Origin of the sequence: Chryseobacterium scophthalmum, assembly GCF_900143185.1 — a bacterium.
Classification (GTDB): Bacteria; Bacteroidota; Bacteroidia; order Flavobacteriales; family Weeksellaceae; genus Chryseobacterium; species Chryseobacterium scophthalmum.
Window position 1 is genome coordinate 230,969 of sequence record NZ_FSRQ01000005.1, and the last position, 22,639, is coordinate 253,607.

The window sequence follows — 22,639 nt, forward strand, 5'->3', positions numbered from 1 at the left end:
AAAAAATTGATTATTAATACTTAAATTTGTCGCCCCTAAAACTGAGGCATGAAAAGATTTCTACTTATTATCTGTACATTTTGGTGTTTTATCCTTAATGCTCAACTTGATACAGAGCACTGGTTTGCTCCAATGTCTGCAAAGGCCGGAACCGGTGGTCTTGAAGGATATTTATATTTATCAACCAATGAAACAGTGCCTTTTTCGGTACAGATCTTCAACAATAACACATTGTATACAACGGTACAGGTAAGTAAGAATAATCCGACACAAGTAATTATTCCCAATAATTTTTTGATCGCTTCAGCTCAAAACCAGTTGTTTACCCCGAATAACATGGGATTGAATGTGAAAGGTCCTAAAAAATTCTTTGCCAATTATAGGTTTGCAATGTCGAATCATGCTGAAATTCTTACTTCAAAAGGAGCAGCAGGTTTAGGAACAACATTTTATGCGGGAGTAGCTCCTATTTCAGGATCTGAAAACCACATGAATGCTACAATCGGAGTTACTGCGACTGAAGACAATACGGTCGTTACAATTTCCGGCTACAATCCGAGTATTACTTTTTCAGACGGAATATCTTCACCCACAAGAACATTTACGCTTAATAAAGGTAAATCTTACATCTTAGATGTTGTAAGTTCTACTTCTAATATCAATAAAACAGGACTAGTAGGAGCAAAAATTGTTGCTACAAAAGCTATTTCAGTGACCAACGGAAACTTTAACGCAGCCTATACTTCTCAAAACCTTACCAACAATGATATTTTGATGGATCAGGCGGTTCCTGTAGATCGTTTAGGAAAAGATTTCGTAGTAGTAAAAGGAAATGGAACGGTAACTTCTGAAATGGAAACCGCTCTGATTATTGCTACAGAAAACAATACGCAGATCACATTTAACGGAAGCGGAGCTGTAATAACCCTTAATGAAGGTCAACATTATTTAGTACCAAGTACAAGATACCAACATCAGGGAAATGGTCATTATAATATGAATATTTCTTCAACTAAAAATGTATATGTTTACCAGCTTCTTTCGGGTGCTACCAACGGAAACGAATATGCTTCAGGAGGAATGAATTTCATCCCGCCATTAAGCTGTTTTATGCCAAATAAAATTGACGAAATTGGATTTATCAACAGAATCGGAGGACAGACTTTTGCGACAAGATTAAATATTATCACTCAAGTCGGAGCTACCGTAACCTTAAACGGAGGTAATATTGCAGCAGGAAACGGACCTTATCCTGTAACAGGAAATCCGAATTGGGTAAGTTATTCTATCCAAAATGTGACAGGAAATGTAACATTAAACTCTACGAAAGCAATGACTGCAGGAATTGCTGCAGGAAGTGGCGCTGTAGGATACGGAGGATATTTTGCTGGATTTTCATCAGTTCCGGCAATTACAAAAACCGGTGATTGCTACGCAGGAATTATTTTGCAGGTTGATAATAATTACGATGGTTATCAATGGTATTTAAATGGTGTTGCTATTCAAGGCGCAACTACTTTTTCCATTAATCCTGAACTATATGGAGCGGGAGCTTATACTTGTTCGGTAACAAAGAACAATTGTGAAACAAAATTGACTACAATATACAATTACACACTTTGTCCGCCAATTTCAACAACAACTTTTACCATCGGGTCTTGTAATACCAAAATGAGTACTCCGGCATTTACTAGTTCTACACAAACCATTGTTCCATCATTAACTGCGATTATTTCTCAGCCAACGAATGGAACCGCAACAGTAAACCCAACCACAGGACAAATTACTTACACCCCCAATGCAACGACTGTAAATACTACAGACCAATTTGTTTATTATATTCAGGGAAATGGAAATCCTTTTGCTTTTGAATATTTTAGAATCATCATTAATACAGATGTTCTTCAGGTAAACAATGCCTCAATAAGCATTTGTAATAGCGCTGCAGGAAATGGAACCTATAATTTAACGACTGCAAGTGTTACATCAGCTGTTGGAGCCAATATTACTTATTTTACCAATGCAAATTTAACAGGGCAAATTACTGATCCAACCAATTATACAGGACCTGCAGGAATTATTTATGCTAATGTAACTTCGGCTTACGGATGTTCTAAAGTTGCACAGATTACATTGACAATGAATCCGGCTCCAAACATCAATACAAGCACTTATAATGCAGAGTTTTGTGATGATAATTCTTCTGGAGTTATCAACATCAATTTTGCAACAGTTACTCCACAAATTGTTACCAATTCAGCGAATTTTACTGTAAAATATTATTTAAATCAAGCTGATGCAACTGCAGGAAATAACAATACATTGCCAACGAACTGGAGCTACTCTACAAATACTACAGTTTATGTAAGAGTTGAAAGCATAAACGGTTGCCCTCCTGCTTTTGGGCAAATTAATTTTGTTATTAAAAACAAAGTTCCTTTGCTAACTCCAACGCACGTTGTAGAAATTTGCGATACAGATATGAATGGATCTGAAACAGTGAATCTAAATACTTATAAAAACATTTTCACTACAGATCCTGGAACCAGTGTTACTTTCCACAATAGTTTGGCAGATGCACAATCTGGTGCAAACGCAATTCCAGCAACGCAAACAATCAATAACGGAGCAACGGGAACTTTTTATTTAAGATTTACAAATGCAACACAGTGTTTTAACACCGCAAGTTTAGCAATCAAAGTAAATGCTATTCCTAATATTAATATCTCAAATTTTAATGGTAATCTTTGTGATGATAATTTTGACGGAATTGTGAATGTAAATTTCAATACTATTACTCCGCAAGTTGTAACAAATTCTGCCAATTTTACGGTAAGATATTATTTAAGTCAAGCTGATGCAAATGCTGGAAATACGAACACACTTCCAACTAACTGGACTTATACATCAGCAACAACCGTTTATATAAGAGTAGACGGTACAAGTACAATTTGCCCGACTGCTTTTGGACAAATTAATTTTACCATAGGTAATAAAATCACCTTACTTACTACAAACTTCACTGCTGAAATTTGTGATAATGATTTAAATGGTTCGCAAAGTGTTAATCTAAATGATTATAGAAATCAATTTACTGCAGATCCTTCTGTAACATTAACTTACCACGCAACTTTGGCAGATGCGCAATCAGGAATCAACGGATTAGCAGTAAATCAAATCATTACAACTCCGGCTACATTTTATATTAGATTCACGAGTAATAACGGATGTCCGAATACAGCAACTTTAAAAATCAGTTTAAGATCTCCAAAAAAATCTGAAGTTTTGAAAGACCAGATTATTTGTTCAAATGACAAAGCAGTTTTAAATGCAGGAGACGGATTCACTTCTTATTTATGGAGTACAGGAGCCACTACTTCTACCATTACTGTTGGCGTAGGAACTTATTATGTAGATTTAGGCTTTAATGGTTGCACATACAGACAAACTGTAACGGTAACTGCTGCACAATCCCCAACTATTACGAGCATTGTTGTTACAGGAACTACTGCCACAATTAATGTTACGGGAGGTAATGCACCATACCAATATTCATTAAATGGTTCAGATTATCAAAACTCTAATGTATTTACAGGTTTATCGAGAGGACCTTACAAAGTTTATGTAATTGGAAGAGATGGTTGTCAACCAGTAATCAAAGATTTTTTAATTTTAAATTTAATTAATACCATCACTCCAAACGGAGACGGAAGAAATGATGTTTTAGATTATTCTGATTTAAGAATAAAAGATCAGGTAAGCATTGAAGTTGTTGACCGTTATGGTGCAGCAGTTTACAAATCCTCAGGCAACAACTACAAGTGGGACGGAAAATCTGGCGGAAGAAATCTTTCAACAGGAACTTATTGGTACATTATCAAATGGATTGAGCCTGACACAAAATTACCGGTTTCTAACTCTGGTTGGTTATTAATAAAGAATCGAGAATAGATTTCAATTTCGTTACTAATACATCATATCTTTTTATATATTAACCTACCAACTAATAACAAAAAAAAAAATAATCTTACAGTGGAGTTTTGTAAAAAAATACACAAAGTAAGTAATCAAATTTAAAAAAGGAGAATTCATAATGAATTTTCCTTTTTTATTCACACAATAATATCTAAAAAACATGTTTAAGTACGTTCTAAATGGTTTAATTTTAATATCATTAATTTGTAATTTCAACAGGTCACACAATAGAATCGAGAATAAATTTTAAATTTTGTTTATGATTTATTAACAATATATTAAATATTATTTTAATTTTGTAGAAATCCTAATTCCATAATTTTATGAAAAGATTTCTACTCAGCTTAGCATTAATACTCGGCATGTTTACGTCTCTGTTTGCACAGAGAGATACAGAACATTGGATCGCACCCTATTATGCTACCGCTGGAGGGTACACAAATAAATTATATTTGTCTACCGACAATGCAACACCTTTTGCAGTCACTGTCTATAGCAATAATGCAGTTATAGGAACGGTAACAATTAGCAAAAACAACCCAATGACCTTCGACATTCCGGTCACTACAATCTCAGCTAATCTTGCTGCGGATGCATTTAATGTTATTACTAAAGGAGTGTATCTACAAGGAAGTAAACCATTCTACTGTACGCTAAGAATGGGGCAGTTCTCACATGGAGAAATTGTTACCAGTAAAGGTAAAGCAGGCCTTGGAAAGGAGTTTTACGTAGCTAATACTCCATCTCTTGCAACATTTAATAACTTTACAGCGGGAGTTTTAGCAACAGAAAACAATACAGTAGTTACAGTAACCTGGAATGGTAGCGTCACATTTTTTGGAGCGCCTACAAACCCAGCACCAACAAACACCCATACTTTCACTTTAAACAAAGGGCAATCTTTTATTTTTGCAGGAAACACCTCAGGAACAGCACCTTTTATGGGAGCTAAAATTGTTTCAGATAAACCGATTACATTAACCAACGGAAACGTTAACGGAAATTTCGGAGCTACAGGAACTGCGGGCGGATCTGACGCCATTTTAGACCAATCTGTTCCCGTAGAAAGACTAGGTAGTACTTTTGCAATGGTGAGAACTAAATCTACCACCTCAGATTTAGAAGGTGGAATTGTAATCGCTACAGAAAATAATACAGACATATTTTTAAATGGTGCGGGAGCCGCCGTTGCCACTATCAATCAAGGGCAATGGTATAGAATTCCGGGAAGTGCTTATCAATTACAAGGGACTAATAACCATTACAATATGTTGGTTACAACTTCCAAAAATGCATATTTATATCAGTTGGTTTCTGTAAACGATAATAGTGCAACTTGTGGGTTTAACTATATTCCCCCATTGAACTGTTTTTTACCTAGAAAAATCGATGAAATTGGAAAAATCAACGAAATGCCTGGTTATACCGGTACGATTAATCTAAAATTAAATATCTTAACAGAAGCAGGAGCTACAGTATTAGTAAACAATGTCCCTCCAACTCCAGCACAAGGGCCTTATCCTCTCACAGGAAATACAACATGGGTAACCTATGCTATTGAAGGAATACCAGACAATTTAACCATTACATCGACCAAAGCCGTTACAGCAGGTATTAACGGCGGATATGAAACAGCTGGATACGGAGGATATTTTGCAGGATTCTCTTCAATTCCGGTAATTTCAAAACAGACGGGAGAATGTATTCCCGGAATTATTTTAGAAGTTGATGATGGTTATGACAGTTATCAATGGTTTTTGAACAACGTCGCAATTCCTGGAGCAACTGCTCACACAATAACTCCTGCGGTTGCCGGAAACTATACTGTTAAAGTAACGATGGGAACTTGCCCACCAGTGACAACACCAATATACAAGGTATTTACTTGTTTGGCGCAAACCACTCAAAACATAAATATCTGTGGTACAAAAGCAATTGTTCCTACATTTACAAACTCAACTCAAACACCAGTTCCAGGAACTGTTGTAATTGTTACAGCACCAACAAATGGAACTGCAACACCTAATCCAGCTACAGGAGTAATTACTTATGTTCCAAACCCTGGATACTTAGGACCAGATAAAATTGTTTATAAATTCTGTGGTAATGCTACCGAATTTGTAGATTGTGAACAGATAACTTTAAATTTAAATGTGGTTCCTTTTGTACTGACAGACAGAACTATTAAAGCTTGTCAATACGCAGGAAATGGATTTTTTGATTTAACAACAGCAAATGTAACAGACAATGCGGTACCAACAACAAAAAAATTCTATCCTACTCTAGCTGATTTAAATGCAAACACCAATCAGATTACTAATCCAACTAATTATTTCTCAGGATTAGGCTCAGTATATGTAAGAGTTTTAACGGCTGAAGGTTGTGTAGGAAATGCTAAAATTACTTTAGATTTCTTCCCTACTCCAGTAGTTAAGGAAGCAACTTTAACAGAATGTTTCATAGAAAACAATGAAACTAAAGGTAAATTTAATCTACTAAACGCAAATATAACGGCTGAAGCACCGGTTACAAAAAAATTCTATCCTACTTCCACGGATGCAAGTAACGGAACTAATGAAATTTTAGGAGTTGATGCATATATTTCAGGAAACGGAGCTGTATATGCAAGAGTTTTCAACTCAAATGGTTGTTATGCAATAGCAAAAATCAACCTTAAAGTAACTCCTCCGAAACGATCTCCGTTATTGGTTGATAAATACATCTGTATTGACGACAGAACTACTTTAGATGCAGGTCCTGGATATCAATCTTACCGTTGGAGCACTGGTGCAACTACCCAATCAATAGTAGGAGTGGCAGTAGGTGATTACTGGGTAATTCTTCAGGATTCAGGATGTTCTGTGAAACAGTTTGTAAGCGTGAAGAAAGCACAAGATCCTGTTATTACTTCAATTGAAATTTCTAACAATACAGCAACAGTAATTGTAACTGGAGGAATAGCACCATATAAATTCTCTGCAGACGGAGTAACTTGGCAAGACTCTAATGTGTTTACCAATCTTACAAGAGGACAGCAAACATTCTATGTAAAAGATTCTTTCAATTGTAATCCTATTTCAGTGGAGGTTACTATTCCTAATTTAGTAAATGCAATTACACCTAATGGAGATAACGTAAATGACTACATAGATTATAGAGAATTAGCTTATAAGGATAATCTTATCTTCGTAATTTATGACAGATATGGTAACAAAATATTCACAGGTGATAAGTCTAATAATTACAGATGGGATGGAACCCATTCTAATAAAAAGATTGTAACAGGAACATATTGGTATCACATCAACTGGAATGAACCCAACGCAACAAAAACTCCAATTAAATATACAGGTTGGATTCTTGTTAAAAACAGAGAATAAAACTCACTACTTAATACTAAGCCACAACTTAACGGTTGTGGCTTTTTTTAGCTATTCATTACTTATTTTTTAGTTATTTTTAATATTTTTTATAATACTTTTAAATTATTCTATTATTTTTGTACAAATCCTAATTCTATATTATGAGAAAACTTTTACTCACATTTTTATTGATGCTTTTTAGTAGCAATATACTCTTTGCACAAAGAGATACAGAGCACTGGATAGCACCCTATTATGCATCCACAGCTGTTACAGCACAATCACTTTATCTTTCTACAGATTCGGTAACACCTTTTATAGTAACTGTATACAGCAATAATGTTGCATTGGGAAATGTAACAATCAGCAAAGGAAGTCCTCAAACCTTTATTGTTCCTATCGCAAATGTTTCCGCTACTATGGTTTCGGAAGCTTTTACTGTAATTAATAAAGGATTATATATTAAGGCAGATAAACCTTTTTACTGTACCCTTCGATTAGTAAATTCAACTCAACATGCTGAAGTAGTAACCAGCAAAGGTAAAGCGGGCATTGGTACAGAGTTCTTTGTTGCAAGTACTCCTTCTACTCAGCTTGATTCCAATAATTTTACTGCGGGGGTTTTGGCAACAGAAGATAATACTATAGTTACTGCCACCTGGAGTGCTACAGCAGTTTTCACATTTTTTGGAGCTACTCCGACAACTAATACTCATACATTTGTTTTAAACAAAGGGCAATCTTTTATTTTTGCGGGTCCAATATCTGCTACTGTTCCATTCATGGGAGCAAAAATTGTTGCCAACAAGCCCATTACTCTTACCAACGGAAATGTAACTGCTAATTTTGGAATTAACACTGCTTCCGGAAGAGATATTATTTTAGACCAGTCAGTACCAACAAGCAGACTTGGAAGCACTTTTGCAATGGTAAGAACGAGATCAACCTTCCCAGATCTGGAAGGAGGAATAGTGATTGCCACTGAAAATAATACAGAAGTATATTTAAATGGATCTACAACTCCCGTTGCAACTTTATCCCAAGGACAATGGTACAGAATTTCTGGAAGCAGCTATATTGTACAGGCAGGAGGAACACATGCCAATATGCTAATCAGTACTTCAAAAAATGTTTATTTATATCAATTAGTTTCGGTAAATAATGACAGTGCTACTTGTGGTTTTAATTATATTCCACCTTTAAACTGCTTTTTACCAAGAAAAATTGATGAGATAGGTAAAGTGGGCGAAATGCCTACAGGTACAGGAGGAGCAAGTGTTGTCCCTACTGGTACCATTGTAAAGCTTAATATTTTAACTGAAGTGGGCGCTACGGTTACTTATACTGTTAATGGAGGAGCACCAATAACTCCAACAGCTGCGCAGGGACCATTTCCATTGACAGGAAATGCTAACTGGGTAACCTATGCAATACAGCCTATTGCTGGCAATATAGCTATACAATCTAATAAAGCAGTCACTGCCGGAATTAACGGGGGACATAGTACCTCAGGATACGGAGGATATTTCGCTGGATTTTCTTCAATCCCACTTATTGCAAAACAGACCGGAGATTGTATTCCGGGATTGGTTTTGGAAGTAGATGATAGTTATGATACATATCAGTGGTTTAGAAATGACGTTCCAATTCCTGGAGCAAATAGTAATTCTTATACACCAATCCAATCTGGAAATTATACCGTAAGAATTACCGTAGGATCTTGTATCCCGGTAACAACTCCTGTATATAAAGTATTCACTTGTCTTGAAGAAACTACTAAAGCAAAAACTGTATGTGAAGGATATTTAAATATCATTCCACAATTTACTACATCTCCGCAGACATTCTCGCCAAGCAGTGTTCAAATAATTACACCTCCTACAAATGGTACAGCCATCATCAACCCTATAACAGGTGTTATTGGATATACTCCAAACAATGGTTTTGTAGGTACAGATACTATCGTTTATAAATTCTGTGGAAACGATCCTGAATTTGTAGATTGTGAGCAGATTACTCTTACATTAACTGTAGCAGAAAGCCCGGTAGTAAATGATGCAATATTAAGAACTTGCTTCTTAGAAGAAAATATTGCGACAGGATTATTTAATCTTACCAATGCAATTGTAACTACTCAACCTGGTATTACTAAAAAATATTATCCTTCTGTAACTGATGCTCATAATCAAACAAATGAAATATTGGTTCCAGATAATTATATTGCTCCAAGTGGTGTTGCTTACGTGAGAGTCAGTAATGCAAATGGATGTTATCGTGTGGCAAAAATAACATTGGTTGTTTTAGCACCTGTAGAATCTGCTGTATTAGTAGACAAAGTAATATGTGTTGAAGACAAAACGGTATTAGATGCAGGACCAGGATTTGACGGATACGAATGGAGCACAGGAGCTACTACACAAACTATTTCTAATGTAGGAGTAGGAACTTATTGGGTAAAACTGAAAACAGGAGACTGTATTACTAAGCAAGCTGTAAAAGTTTATGCTTCTGAGCAGCCGGTTATTACAAACATTGAAGTTACAGGAACAAGCATTACAGTATTTGTTACCGGTGGTGTTGCACCTTATGAATATTCTATAAACAATATCAATTGGCAGTCTTCAAACGTATTTACAGATCTTCCGAGAGGTGATGTAAAAGTGTATGTAAGAGATACATTCAGTTGTGTACCAATTGAAGTAAAAATTACAATTCCTAATATTGTGAATGTAATTACTCCAAATGGAGACGGGGTAAATGATGTTTTAGATTATTCTGCTCTTGCCAATAAGCCAAATTTGGTATTAGGAATTTTTGATCGTTATGGAGTACAAATCTTCGAAGGAAACAAAGACACTGGTTACAAATGGGACGGAACAATAAATAAAACTAAAAAAGTTTCTACAGGAAATTACTGGTTCAGTATTACTTGGAATGAAGCAAAAACCAAAACTCCAATCAAATTCTCAGGCTGGATTTTAGTGAAAAACAGAGAATAATTAATTTTCAAATAAAATATTATTAAAACCACGATATCATTATCGTGGTTTTTGTTTATTTTTAAAACTATTAACGTATTTTATTATTAAATTTGTGGTAAAATCGAGTTCAAAATGAAGAAAATTTTATCTTTTTTCCTTATTTTTTATATATTCTCTACTTCGCTAGCTCAGCTGGATCGAGAACATTGGTTTGCTCCTATGGTAGATCGTACAGGAAACCCAAATCCTTATCAAAAACTTTATCTTTCCACAAACCGTACTACTCCATTTGCTGTTACTATTTACAATAACAATGTTGTGATTGGTACAGTTACGATTAGCAAAAACAATCCTCAAAAATTCGATGTTCTTCGGGATTATATTATTACAACTCAGCAGACAGATTTGTTTACACCAACCTCAAAAGGTTTATATTTAAAAGCTGACTTTCCTTTTTATGCCAACTTAAGATTTTCGGTATTTAACCATGCCGAAATTATTACTTCAAAAGGAATCGCTTCCACGGGTACAACTTTTCACGCAGCTTCTGCTCCTATTACGGTAAATAATGACATTCTCAATTTCATGACCAGTGTTTTGGCTACTGAAGATAATACAACAGTTACGATCTCCGGGTACAAAAATACCGTACAGTTCTCAAACGGAACATCAGGAGCGACAAATCCTACTCTAACTTTTACATTAAACAAGGGACAATCTTATATTATTGACGGTATTGGAAATATCACCGAAAATTTTGATGGATTTATTGGAGCTAAAATTGTCGCCACAAAACCTATAAACATTACCAACGGAAACTTCAACGGCCAATATGCAGGAAACAATCCTACCAGTTCTGATATTTTGATGGATCAGTCAATACCGGTAAGTCAACTTGGGACTACTTTTGCTCTTGTAAAAGGGAACGGAAATATCGGCAGCAATATGGAAGGCGCAATGGTAATTGCCACTCAAGATAACACAGCAGTCTACGTAAATAACGAATTGACACCTATTGCTAACCTGAATACCGGGCAATATTTTGTAATTCCTGACACAAAATATCAGCTTCAGGGGACCACTCATTATAATCTTTATTTGGTAACAAGCAAAAATGCTTACGTGTATCAAATATTGGCAGGTGCAGCAACTACAGGAAATGAAGTTGCAACGGGCGGTTTTAATTTTATTCCGGCACTTAATTGCTACCTTCCAAAGCAGATTGACGAGATTGGACTCATTAATGAAAACTTTGTACATACCAATAACAATCCTACAGGAATTCTTGCCATTCCAACCAAATTAAATCTTATTACAGAAAGAGGAGCAACCGTTTTTGTCAACGGAAACCCTCCTCCTCCAGGAACAGGACCGTTTGATATGACCGGTACAACCAACTGGGTGACATATGGCATTCCCAATACAACAGGAACAATTACGGTAACTTCAACAAAAGCAATCACTGCAGGAATTACTGCAGGAAGTGATGCTGTAGGATATGGTGGTTTTTTTGCAGGATTCTCTACGCAACCCGTTATTTTAAAATCTGGTGGAGACTGTGTTCCGGGAATTGTACTTACTGTAGACCCAGTTATCTACGACTCTTACCAATGGTATGTAGGCGGAGTTCTTATTCCAGGAGCTACGTCACCCACTTATACTCCTACCGGATCAGGAAATTATACCTGTTCAGTGACTATGGGGACTTGTGCACCACTTATAACAGCACCTTTCAAAGTTTTAAACTGTATGAAACAAACTGCTGTAACGTACAATATTTGTGATACTAAAGTGATTACTCCCGCATTTACAAGTTCTACGCAGACTCCGGTAGCTTCAACTGTTGCCATTACTACTGCTCCAACTTTGGGAACGGCAACTATTAATGTTGCAACAGGAGTTATCACCTATACAGCGACCAATCCTTCAGCTGGAGGAACCGACACGTTGGTATATACTTTCTGCGGAAATGATCCCAACTTTACAGATTGCGAAACCGTTACAGTAACTATTAATATTCACCCTGTAACCGTAAACAATGCTACTTTAAACGCTTGTAATATCAACGGCAACGGAACTTTTAATCTTACAACGGCTGTTGTTACTACAAACACACCGGTTACGATTACTTATTACCCAAGTTTATTTGATGCGCAAAACGAAAATTTAGCAGCATTAATAACTGTTCCCACAACATATTCAGCACCAAATGGAACTATCGTTTATGCCGTTGTAAAAAATCCTACTGGATGTAAAGGCATTGCACAGATTACTTTAAATCTGTTTCCTCTAGCAATTGTTACTCCCGCTAATATGGGAAATCAGTGCGACGAAAATATGGATGGAACTGTGAATGTTGTACTTTCAGATATTACCCAACTAATATTAAATAACGCGGCTTATTTTACCAACGTAAGATATTATGCTCAATTAGCAGATGCCAATTTAGGAAACGCAAATACCCTCCCAAATAACTGGAGCTACAACATCAATACTACTATTTTTATTCGTGTAGAATCTCCTAATGGATGTGCTCCTGTTATTCAACAAGTCAATTTTACAGTGGGTACGAAACTTACTTTAATTAAAAATACTTTCAACACCGATTTCTGCGATGACGATTTAGACGGAATAAAACCGATGAATCTATCATTTTTCTTAAATCAGTTTACTGTAGATCCACTTGTTACCGTTACTTATCATGCAACTCTTGCAGATGCACAGAATGATGTCTCACCAATTAGTGGTGCAGTAACTCTTACCGGATCTCATACTTACTATATAAGATTTGAAAAAAGTGGCTTCTGTCCGGATGTAGCAACCATAAGAATTAATCTTAAAGTTCCTAAAAAGTCTGATATCTTATCCAATAAAATAGTTTGTCCTAAAACCAAAACAAACTTAGATGCAGGTCCAGGATTTGACGCTTACCTTTGGAGCACAGGCGAAACAACGCCTGCAATTTCTAATGTTTCTGCAGGAAATTATTGGGTTGAGCTTAGTTTTAACGGATGCGTTTACAGACAGTTTGTAAATGTTTCAGAATCTACTTTACCGATAATTACCTCAATTGAGATCAACGGATCTACAGTCACAATTGGAGTAAGCGGCGGTACACCTGCTTACGAATATTCTCTTGACGGTTTTATTTGGCAGACTTCTAATATATTTAATAATGTAGGAAGAGGAACTCACACGATCTATGTAAGAGACTCTTTGAATTGCGAAATTGTGAAAAAAGATTTTGTAATCATTAATCTGATTAATACCATAACACCAAATGGTGACGGCAGAAATGACGAAATAGATTATTCTGCATTGATGGGCAAAGACAATCTTGAGTTTAGAATTTTTGACAGATATGGTGCAGAAGTTTTCCGTGGAACGCCTTCCAACAAATTTACCTGGGACGGAAACATGAAAGGAAGACCGGTTTCTACTGCAACGTATTGGTATTTTATAAGTTGGACAGAACTAGGCAATGTAACCAGCGTAAAATATTCGAGTTGGCTATTGGTAAAACACAGAAACAATAGCCTTTGGGATAAATAATTTAAAAATTTTAAGCCTAATAATCCTTTCTATAACATACATTAACAGTTTATTATAAAGTTTAATATAACTTTAACCACATATTGATAAATCTCACATAAAAACTGACGTAATTCTTATGTAATTTTGCACTACATATGAAGAAACTCTTATTAATTATATTGTTGGTTTTTATAAGTAAGATTAATGCGCAGAATTATTCCGGTGAAGTCTTTTTACGAGACAATTCGGTACTGTATCTTAATCAGGTTTATGTGACCAATCTTACAACACTCAAAACTGTTCTTACAAGCTATAGTGGAGAATTTAACATAAAAGCAGAACCCGGAGATGTTATACGCTTCACATCAATTATTACAGAAAGAAAAGATGTAAAGCTGAACCCGCAAATGTTCAGTTCTAAAAATTTAGTAGAATTAAAAGTAGCGTATTACGATATTCAAGAGGTTGTGATCAGCAGATTCAGACCTACAGGAAACCTGAGATATGATGTAAACTCTATTCGTAAAGAAGATAAAACACTTGCTTTGAAAAAAGTAATTGGTCTTCCTGAACCCAAAGGTGATGGTACTTCTCCTGTACTTCCTGTTGCAGGTTTAAGAGACGGCGGTCTTACCTTCAGTTTAGAAAGTATATTTGATATTCTTTCCGGTGACCGTAAGAAAAAACAACGTTTAGTAGCTTATGAAAGAATGAACAGCTCTGTAACCAACATCAAAAATTATTTAGGAAATGACTATTTTACAAGGCTCAAAATTCCTGAAAACCTGATCGATAATTTCCTTCAATTTGTTTATACTTCAGAAAATATAGAAGTCTATGTACAGACCGGAAATTTTGAAGCCATTAAACTTCCTATCGAGAAGTATCTTCCTATTTACCAAAGAAGATTAAAAAATTCGCATCTTCAGGAGGTTGTAAAATAATTATTTTAAGTTAAAAAAATTCACCAGAAACAAATCTTAACACTTTAAAGAATACTCTTTTTTAAAAATTTGTTTAATTTTATTGAAACTAATAACACCAAAGATCTAAATAATTAAAAAAATTTATTTAGACCACATCATCAAATATTATTTCAATGAAAAAGGTAATTTCACTTTTCACCACTTTATTGTTTCTTACATTTTCGGCACAGAAGCAAGGTAAAGATTACAGCAATATTCTTAAAAGCAAGAATATCTATGAAATCAACGCCTTCCTGAGAGATGCACATCCGGATGATCCTCGAAGATCTGTTCTGAAACCGAGAGTAATGGATTTTATGAAAGATTATATCAAAAACGCTCCACCCGGTGATAAGAAAGTAAAAGAAATGCAGGATAACCTTGCGAGACTGAAGAGAGGTCCCTCTACAAAAGTTTCTTTCGAGGAGATGAATGCAATGATCAAACAAAAGCAAATCTTAAAATATCAAAAACAATTACAGGTCGGTCAGTCTGCGATAGTTTATACGCCAAGTTCAGCGCAAAATGTCTATGTAACCACTTCTTCTGCAGCAAAAAGCACCAAAGTAATTGCTGATACAGAAGCCTCTGAATTTAATATGTTGATGGGAGAAAATCCTATAGAACATAAAAATAAAACCGTAAAAATCCTGAACTCTTTATTTGACAATGATCCAAATTCAAAAGAGTGCATTGTGATGATTGAAAACAAATCTGACTGTAATATTATCGTAAGAATTGAAGGTGTCGGAAATACAAAGTACAGACTTCCTGTTCCGGCTCATGGCGACAACTCTATTGTGGTAGAAAAAGGAGATTATTTATTTACAAGTATAGTTTGCGGAGCGCAGTATGCTTCACAAAAAACAATCCAAAAACCATTAATGGTAGCATTGGGAAGCTCTAATAATAAAAATTAAATTCTCCCTTTGAAACATGTTCTCTTAATATTTTAAGATAACAACAATCATAATTATTTTTACATTTTCAACTATTTCATCTACGAAAGCATTAGTTTTGTAATAACATTTACAACACAATGATGAATTATATAAAGTATCCTCCACCAAAGGAATTAGAGAATTTTGTACAATACTTTTGGAGCTACGATTTTAATCGTCCAGATATTTCTATTATAAAATTAGAGAGTTTTGCTGATCGATTTCCTCGTTTGATTTATCAAGATATAAATAATTTCCAGTCGATATTTTATGAAAAAGGCAGAGATATGCCCAAATGTTATATAAGTGGTGTTGTATCTGAAAAATTATCTGCTTTTACTACAGGTACATATTCTCATTTTGGAGTAAGCTTTTACCCTCATGGTCTTTTTGCATTTTTCCCAATAAATAGTTTTGAACTTATCGATAAAGAATATGACATTAGTGACTTTGATAAAACCAATATTGGTAATATATTAGACAATTGTATTTCTCATCAGGACAAGGTTTCTAAAATGAGTCAGTATTTAATTGAAAAATTAAGACATAATAAAAGCAATCTTTCTCTTATGAATCAGATTATCCATTCTAATGTTATTGATTATGAGAAGAAAATACACGAATTGCAAAAAGAAAATAATATTTCTGAAAGACATTTAGAAAGAATATTCAAGACCATGATAGGAATTTCGCCTAAAAAATATCAGAGAATTATACGGTTTGAAAAAGCCCTAACTTTACTAAATGGTCTGCAATATTCTGAGCTTACCGCATTGGCTTATGAGCTTCATTATTCTGATCAATCTCATTTTATCAAAGATTTCAAACAATTTTCAGGTATTACGCCCTACGAATTTGTACAATCAAATATTATAGGGTCTGAAAGTTCTTCTTTTATTACACTCATAGAGTAAAAATTCCTCATAACTATATTTTGTCAGTGTCGTTTTTTTACAATTCTGATACATCTTCTTTGTATAATTTTATTCATGTAAACTAATTATAAAAAGCAAATGACTGTTATTTTTTAGCATATTTCAATTTTTTACAAAAAGCAAAAATAAGATTACAAATCAATCATTTACAGCTTTATAGAATCTTTACGCTATGCAATATAATATTAAACAAGCAGTCAGTTAATATTTATAAAAATTGCAAATATTATTAATTAAAAAAAAGAAATCATGAAAAAAATTATTGTATTCGGTATTGCATTTATTGCATTTAGTATTTCAACCGTAAAAGCTCAGGGTATTTTAGACAAAATTGACAATGTCGTAAATAAAGCCGATCGCGCGGCCAATTCTGCTGACCGTGCCAATAAAACAGGTAGCAAAATAGGTTCCATATTTGGAAAGAAAAACAAATCAAAAAAAACAACCGACACAAATGACGCAAGCTCTATTGTAACAGTAATTTCAGTTGAGAATGCAGATCTGTCCACTTTGAAAAAGCTTAATTCTATTGCTGAAGGAACATCTGGAGTTTCGGGAACTACGATGAAATTCAATGCTACTCGTTCTACCATTAAAGTAACTCATACCGGAAGTTCGGAAAAATTGCTCGATAAAATACAGACAAAAGCTGGAGGAATTTTTACGGATAAAAATGTACAGAGTATTGATGAAGGAAGTATTGCGATTAAATTAAAATAAACAAATTATGGGAAACTTTTCAGGAACCCAAACTGAGATTTTCACAATATGCAGAAGCCTAATTCAAAATTATATTGAAATTGCTTGTTCGGGTAAGAAACAAGAATGGTAATGCAATCCGAAATGAATATTTATTCATATTAATTTTAACAAAAAAACAGTCAACAAAATGAAAAATTTACGTCCAAATGCTTTATCGTTTAAAAACATAAAAGCTTTATCCAGAGAACAATTAAAAAATATCTCCGGTAATGGTATTAAAAACGATTGGTGTTCTTATGAATGTTGTAGTGGGAAACCAATGTGCCCAGATTCACCCCACCACTGCTTAGATGTGGTTTGTCAACCACTTCTTGAGTAGGTAAAATTTCTAACTTCAAAAGGTCAAAATCTCAATTGACTTAAAATGTTTGAGTTATATACATTTTAATTTTTTTACTATGGAAAATTTGAAAAAAGCAAAAGCACTCAATCGAAATGATTTGAGAACAATAAACGGAGGTGCATCTTCTTGTAATCGACCAGGAGGAGAGAGGCCTTGTTGCGAATATCGTGTGGAAGGAAATTCGTCATCTGGCTGTAGAGTTCGGGCTGTTTGTGCAGGAGGAAGCTTCCAGTGCCCGTAATTAATAAAAATATAATTTATGTAAATCGAGAGAATAGTTCCCCCTATTCTCTTTTTATATTGTAACTAAGCATTATTTTTTTATATTTTTGCTGAGATTAACATTATGGGCAAAAATAAATTAAGAAGATTCGCAGAAAACAAAACATTACCAATCGTTGTACAACCTACAAGAGAAGAAGCCCTCAATGGTTTTGAACTGAAAGGAAACTGGAGAAAAGATTTCTTTAAAAACGACCAACCTATCGTTTTAGAATTAGGTTGTGGAAAAGGTGAATACACAGTAGGTCTTGCAAAAACTTTCACAGATAAAAATTTTATCGGAATTGATATAAAAGGAGCAAGATTTTGGTTCGGTGCAAAAGAAGCAGTAGAAAACGGAATGCACAATGTTGGTTTTCTAAGATCACAAATCGAATTGGTAGAATATTATTTTGCTGAAAACGAAGTTGACGAAATCTGGATTACCTTCCCGGATCCGCAGATTAAATATAAGCGTACGAAACACAGATTAACGCATCCTGATTTCCTTGAAAGATATAAGAAATTTTTAAAACCTGGTGGAATTGTACATTTAAAAACCGATTCAGAGTTTTTGCATGGCTATACTTTAGGTTATTTACAAGGTGCCGGTTACGAAATTATTTCTGCGCATCACGATATTTACGGAGCTTTGGAATATGATCCGAATACGCCTCATTTAAGAGACATCCGAACATATTATGAAGAATTGTTTTCAGCAAAAGGAAAAACAATTACGTATATAAAATTTAAGATTAATTAAATCAATATTGAAGCTGTAAATTATTTGCAGCTTTTTTTATGGCAATAAAGCAAGCTTTTCTGAGTTTAATAAAAAGTTTAAATTTAAATCTGGAATATATTATTATGAAAAAGTTTCTTCTCTTTTCTCTTTTTATCACTTTGCTTCTGAATAGTTGTGGCAGCGTTAATCAGAATACCAGACAACCCATACGAAAACCTTTTCCAACAGCTTCAAATACAGGAACAACAACGAGTTCTGCAGCGCAAACTGAAAGAGAATATCAAGCTTTGTTAAAGACCTATAAACCTGAAACCGCAGAAGTTTTAAACAGCTTGTTGAATGATTCTTCAAACAGCCCAACCGTCTCGATTTCTGTAGAAAATAAATCAAATTGCAATATGGTTTTAACAATTAGCGGTAAAAACTATTTCAAAAAAATTCCGATTGGAGCTAATAAAATCGGGTCTGCCATGGTTCCTAAAAATCAGAATTACAATGTATCGGGAATGCTTTGCAATTCAGTTTATGAGAAAACAAAATACGTTACCAATTCTTTCAGTATAAAATTATCAAACTAAAAGAATCTTATTCATAATTTGATTAACTTTGTAATCAACAAAACTTCCGAATCATATTCGGAAAAATAAAAAACACAATTTGATGAAGAAAAAAACACTTACTTTTTTCTTCTTCGGTCTCATTCTTTCATCTTGTGCAAGTAATACGGTTGACAAAGTTGACGTTCTTAAGAGCACAAATATTAGTGAGATTGAAGAATATCTAGGGAAAGCACATCCCGAAGATCCCAAAACAAGAATTCTAAAACAGCGTATCATCGCATTGAAAAATGCCGAATGGACGAAAGGTGCAAAAAATGCAAGACCTGTTTTCATGGAGTTACCAGACCAGTTAAACAGCAAAAAAAAATCTGAAGCTAATCTGGAGGTTTTTAAAAAACTAATGTCTGAAACTTCAGAAGAACATAGGGAGAAGACCAAAAAGCTTTTAAACAATATGTTTAATGAAGATATTACTCACAATGAAGCCATTCTTCTGCTTAAAAATAATTCTGATTGTAATTTGGTTTTAGAAATCTCCGGAAAGAAATTTTACAATCTTGCCGTTCCGGCGAAAGGTGAAAATTTTATTGTTTTGAATAAAGATACTTATACTTTCTCGGGAAATGTTTGTGATGTAAAATATCAAAGCTCAAAAGAGATTAACAAAAGTCTGGTTGTTGTTTTACAGAATCCGGGATTCAAAGCAACACCCGAAAAAGAATTAATCGCAGAAAACAGGCTCAATAAAGATTCAGAAAAAGCAAAAACAAAACAGAATGTTTCCCCTAAAAGAAAGAAGAAAAAATAGTAGCTTTTTAAGCTATAACAAACAAAAACCGCTGAATAAATTCAGCGGTTTTATTATTTTAAGATAATCTTTAGATTATTCAGCAGAATCGAAATCTGCATCTTTATCAGCAGAAACTACTTCTCCTTCTTCTTTAGATTTTTCTTTATCAGCTTTTCTCTGAGACTGACCGTCTTTGATAGATTCTGAAACAACGCTCAAGATCATATCGATAGACTTAGAAGCATCATCGTTTCCTGGGATAACGAAGTCAACTTTTCTAGGGTCAGAGTTTGTATCAACAATACCGAAAACTGGAATACCTAATTTCTTAGCTTCAGTTACAGCGATGTGTTCTCTCATGATATCTACAACGAAGATTGCAGAAGGAAGACGCACCATGTCAGAGATAGAACCTAAGTTTTTCTCTAAGTTAGCTCTTTGTCTGTCAACTTGTAATCTTTCTTTTTTAGATAAAGTTTCGAACGTACCGTCTTTTTTCATTTTGTCGATAGAGTTCATTTTCTTTACAGCTTTTCTGATTGTAACGAAATTCGTTAACATACCTCCCGGCCATCTTTCTGTAATATAAGGCATATTAAGTTCAGCAGCGTGCTTAGCAACTACTTCTTTCGCTTGCTTCTTAGTAGCTACGAAAAGAACTTTTTTACCTGCAGAAGTTAATTTTTCTAAAGCGCTGCACGCTTCATCCAATTTAACAGCTGTTTTATGTAAGTCTACAATGTGAATACCATTTTTCTCCATAAAAATGTATGGAGCCATATTTGGATTCCACTTTCTAGTCATGTGACCGAAGTGTACACCAGCCTCTAGAAGGTCTTTTACATTTGCTTTTGCCATGTTTTCTGTTTTTGTTAGTTTACTTTCCGTTTCTTAAACAATCAACAACTTCTTTAGATGGGAGAAGCGTTTGGATGCTAAACGTAACGGGCAATTTTTGTTTAGATAATAGAGCCAAGAACCAAGAGCCGAGATTGAAGACTGAAAAAAATCTTGAATCTTGCGTCTGAAATCTTGAATCTCGAAATTAACGTTTTGAGAACTGGAATCTCTTTCTTGCTTTTTTCTGACCTGGTTTCTTTCTTTCCACCATTCTTGCATCTCTTGTAAGTAAACCTGCAGGCTTCAATGCTAATCTGAACTCAGCATTAATTTCGCAAAGTGCTCTAGAAATACCTAATCTGATAGCTTCTGCCTGACCTGTATTACCACCACCGAAAACATTTACGGTAACGTCATACTGACCAACAGTTTCAGAAAGGATAAACGGCTGGTTTAATTTGTAAACCATCACGTCTGTAGAGAAATAAGTTGCAGCATCTTTACCGTTTACTGTAATGTTACCAGTTCCTGGCTTTACATAAACTCTAGCTACAGAAGTTTTTCTTCTTCCGATTTTGTGAACTATAGACATAATTAATTATTTAAATTCGTTAACATTAATTGTTTTAGGCTGTTGAGCTTCATGCTTGTGCTCAGTTCCTTCATATAAATAAAGGTTTTTAAGCAATGCAGATCCTAATCTGTTTTTTGGAAGCATACCTTTTACAGATTTTTCCAATACTTTTAAAGAATCTTTTTTCTGAAGTTCAAGAGCTGTCATAGACTTCTGTCCACCAGGATAACCTGTATGCCAGATGTAAGTCTTATCGTTCCACTTGTTTCCTGAAAGAGTAACTTTCCCAGCATTCAAAACAATAACATTATCACCACAATCTACGTGAGGTGTAAAGTTTGCTTTGTGCTTACCTCTCAAAATCTTTGCAACCGTAGAAGCTAGTCTTCCTAACGGTTGTCCTTCAGCGTCTACCACAACCCATTCTTTATTAGCAGTAGCTTTGTTCGCTGAAACAGTTTTGTAACTTAATGTATTCACACGTTTTAGTTAAAGATTAAACATAATTTTTCCCTTAAAAGGGTGTGCAAAGGTACACATATTTTTCTAATCTGAAAACTTATTTTAAATTAAAGTATTGAAAATAAAGATATTTAATAAGTTAGCACTTTCAAAAGAATCAATATTTATCCATTAAAAGGTGAGAGCCAATCTTATATAAATTAAAAATCCGGCAAATATGTGCTCCGCCAATTTCTTTCCAAAAATGATTTCCTAATTAATTACGTAACGATTTACTTCCTTTGAAGCTTGCAAACAAATAATAAGCAACAAAAACAGTCGAAAACTTAATAATTGAAGGAATTGCCAGTTCTAAATTAAAAATAAGAGCTCCAACCACAACCAAAAGCGCCATCGCTCCAAAAGACAATCCCATTTTTTGGAAAAGAGAAAATTTAACATCATCTAAAAAATAAGCCAATCCCCATGCAAGACCGAAAGCAATAGCATAATAAAGTTCTAAACCAAGATCTTTGGTTTCCATAAACAAATAGTTGAACATAAAAATAATTCCGGTTCCTACTATAAAATAAATCAACGCTCTTTTCATACTATAATATAATAGTGCAA

Annotated in this window: 15 protein-coding genes; 11 read left to right on the top strand and 4 right to left on the bottom strand. The window is 34.4% G+C overall.

Going from position 1 to position 22,639, the window contains the following annotated elements:
* The first annotated feature begins 48 nt into the window (after positions 1–48).
* From BUR17_RS19265 to BUR17_RS19320, 11 genes are all read left to right on the top strand, one after another.
* On the top strand, positions 49–3,951 hold the full coding sequence (locus tag BUR17_RS19265) for a T9SS type B sorting domain-containing protein (protein ID WP_074232110.1): 3,903 nt from the start codon (positions 49–51) through the stop codon (positions 3,949–3,951).
* 347 nt (positions 3,952–4,298) lie between these two features.
* Complete coding sequence (locus BUR17_RS19270; protein ID WP_074232111.1) at positions 4,299–7,355, top strand: T9SS type B sorting domain-containing protein; 3,057 nt, start codon at positions 4,299–4,301, stop codon at positions 7,353–7,355.
* A 143-nt stretch (positions 7,356–7,498) separates the two neighbouring features.
* The gene (locus BUR17_RS19275) at positions 7,499–10,336 is read left to right on the top strand and encodes a T9SS type B sorting domain-containing protein (RefSeq protein WP_074232112.1); all 2,838 of its coding nucleotides are present in this window, start codon (positions 7,499–7,501) and stop codon (positions 10,334–10,336) included.
* A gap of 114 nt (positions 10,337–10,450) precedes the next feature.
* Positions 10,451–13,870 carry a T9SS type B sorting domain-containing protein gene (locus BUR17_RS19280; RefSeq protein WP_074232113.1) on the top strand — a complete coding sequence of 1,140 codons (3,420 nt, stop codon included), beginning with the start codon at positions 10,451–10,453 and terminating at the stop codon, positions 13,868–13,870.
* Between the two features lie 137 nt (positions 13,871–14,007).
* On the top strand, positions 14,008–14,796 hold the full coding sequence (locus tag BUR17_RS19285; protein WP_074232114.1) for a hypothetical protein: 789 nt from the start codon (positions 14,008–14,010) through the stop codon (positions 14,794–14,796).
* 155 nt (positions 14,797–14,951) lie between these two features.
* Complete coding sequence (locus BUR17_RS19290; protein WP_074232115.1) at positions 14,952–15,737, top strand: DUF6759 domain-containing protein; 786 nt, start codon at positions 14,952–14,954, stop codon at positions 15,735–15,737.
* Between the two features lie 119 nt (positions 15,738–15,856).
* Entirely contained in the window at positions 15,857–16,672 is an 816-nt protein-coding gene (locus tag BUR17_RS19295) for a helix-turn-helix domain-containing protein (RefSeq protein ID WP_074232116.1), read from the top strand.
* A gap of 270 nt (positions 16,673–16,942) precedes the next feature.
* A complete protein-coding gene (locus tag BUR17_RS19300; RefSeq protein WP_074232117.1) occupies positions 16,943–17,413 on the top strand; it encodes a hypothetical protein in 471 nt (156 codons plus the stop codon).
* 731 nt (positions 17,414–18,144) lie between these two features.
* Entirely contained in the window at positions 18,145–18,822 is a 678-nt protein-coding gene (trmB, locus tag BUR17_RS19310; protein ID WP_074232119.1) for a tRNA (guanosine(46)-N7)-methyltransferase TrmB, read from the top strand.
* A gap of 104 nt (positions 18,823–18,926) precedes the next feature.
* The gene (locus tag BUR17_RS19315) at positions 18,927–19,382 is read left to right on the top strand and encodes a DUF6759 domain-containing protein (RefSeq protein WP_074232168.1); all 456 of its coding nucleotides are present in this window, start codon (positions 18,927–18,929) and stop codon (positions 19,380–19,382) included.
* Between the two features lie 82 nt (positions 19,383–19,464).
* Complete coding sequence (locus tag BUR17_RS19320) at positions 19,465–20,172, top strand: DUF6759 domain-containing protein (protein WP_074232120.1); 708 nt, start codon at positions 19,465–19,467, stop codon at positions 20,170–20,172.
* Positions 20,173–20,247: 75 nt separating this feature from the next.
* Here the strand turns inward: BUR17_RS19320 and rpsB are convergent, their stop codons facing one another.
* The 4 genes from rpsB to BUR17_RS19340 form a co-directional block, all read right to left on the bottom strand.
* The gene (gene rpsB, locus BUR17_RS19325; RefSeq protein WP_074232121.1) at positions 20,248–21,012 is read right to left on the bottom strand and encodes a 30S ribosomal protein S2; all 765 of its coding nucleotides are present in this window, start codon (positions 21,010–21,012) and stop codon (positions 20,248–20,250) included.
* Between the two features lie 187 nt (positions 21,013–21,199).
* The gene (rpsI, locus tag BUR17_RS19330) at positions 21,200–21,586 is read right to left on the bottom strand and encodes a 30S ribosomal protein S9 (protein ID WP_034678948.1); all 387 of its coding nucleotides are present in this window, start codon (positions 21,584–21,586) and stop codon (positions 21,200–21,202) included.
* Positions 21,587–21,592: 6 nt separating this feature from the next.
* Positions 21,593–22,048 carry a 50S ribosomal protein L13 gene (gene rplM / locus BUR17_RS19335; RefSeq protein ID WP_066674809.1) on the bottom strand — a complete coding sequence of 152 codons (456 nt, stop codon included), beginning with the start codon at positions 22,046–22,048 and terminating at the stop codon, positions 21,593–21,595.
* A gap of 238 nt (positions 22,049–22,286) precedes the next feature.
* The gene (locus tag BUR17_RS19340; RefSeq protein ID WP_074232122.1) at positions 22,287–22,619 is read right to left on the bottom strand and encodes a hypothetical protein; all 333 of its coding nucleotides are present in this window, start codon (positions 22,617–22,619) and stop codon (positions 22,287–22,289) included.
* Positions 22,620–22,639 lie beyond the last annotated feature (20 nt).